Genomic DNA, 511 nt, shown 5'->3' with positions numbered 1-511 from the left:
CCGAAGGACCCGTGCGCCTCGCCGTCGGCGCGGCCGGGGTCCTCGGCCTGGCCGTCGCGCTCGCCGTCGCCGTACGGCGCGGCCCCCTGCGCGCCGCCGGCCGCACCGTCCCCGCCGCCCACGTCTGGACCCTCTGGCTCCTCGCGTACGCGGTCGGCGGGGACGGCCTTCTCGCCGAGACGATGACCGGCGGGCCCGACGAGACCTGGGACATCACCCCGCTGCCCCTCCTCGGCCTGGCCCTCGCCGTCGCCCCCGCCGCCTGGTGCGCCCACCTCTTCGCCTCCGGCGCCCGCCGCAGGCTCGCCGCCAGCCGGGGCCTCGACGACTTCGCCGCCGGCACCCGGCCGCTGCTCCTCGCGACCGTGACGCTCCACCTGGCCGCCCTCGCCGGCCTGCTGAGCCTGACCGGCTTCGCCTCCGGCGCCCTCGCGCTCGGCGGCCTGCTCCTGCTCGCCCGGCTCCTGAGCGTCCACGGATGCGCCGAAACCGCCGCCGACGGCCTCGCCGC

Annotated in this window: 1 pseudogene; it reads left to right on the top strand. The window is 79.8% G+C overall.

From position 1 onward, the window contains the following. Nucleotides 1-11: 11 nt before the first annotated feature. Nucleotides 12-511: pseudogene (locus tag J7E93_RS32635) on the top strand (hypothetical protein); the annotation flags it as partial.

It is taken from the genome of Streptomyces sp. ISL-36 (assembly GCF_018614205.1).
Lineage (GTDB): Bacteria > Actinomycetota > Actinomycetes > Streptomycetales > Streptomycetaceae > Streptomyces.
This window is presented reverse-complemented; position numbering and strand designations above follow the sequence as displayed.